This window comes from Polaromonas sp. P1_E3, assembly GCF_056405935.1.
Map to the genome: position 1 here is coordinate 1 of NZ_JBFUBD010000854.1, position 539 is coordinate 539.

Here is a 539-nt window from a genome sequence, read left to right on the forward strand (position 1 = left end):
TCCGACCACTACGCCGTGGAATCGCTTGCTGCGATTCTTAACGCTCATCCGTTCGCTCGCGGAGTTCCTTCGCGTAATGGTCAAGCGCATAGATCGCTGCGGACGCATGTTGGCCCCAATGAATCTGATGGTGAAAGCGCCAGTGCCATACGGCCGCCTCCGTGCTCCCGCCGTCATACAGGTACAGGCCGCGTTGAATATCGCGATAGATGTCCTCAAGGTCGTCACCGAGGTCACCTAACACTGGATCGTCTTTTTCTAGCGGACTTGGATTGAAGACCATCCGATAGTACAGGCCCCAATACGGGGCCAAGCCGACTTTCACCCTTGCGAGGGCATCCGCAGGTATATCAGGCGCGTGCACGTTGTCGTCCGCTTCGCCGGATGGAAGCGCGAGTGCGCCGGCATGCAATGTGCAAAGCCACATGGCCGCAGCGTCCGCCGTCTTCGGTTCATCGGTTGCCTCACACCAGCGGCAGAACACGCGTGCGAAATCCGCAAAAAATTTGGAATGATCCACCGATGACTCCGTGCGCTCT

1 protein-coding gene is annotated in these 539 nt (G+C 58.1%); it reads right to left on the minus strand.

Going from position 1 to position 539, the window contains the following annotated elements:
• Positions 1 to 37: 37 nt before the first annotated feature.
• A partial coding sequence (locus tag AC1D0Z_RS23955) for a DUF5063 domain-containing protein (protein WP_477660595.1) occupies positions 38 to 539 on the minus strand: 502 nt, incomplete at its 5' end.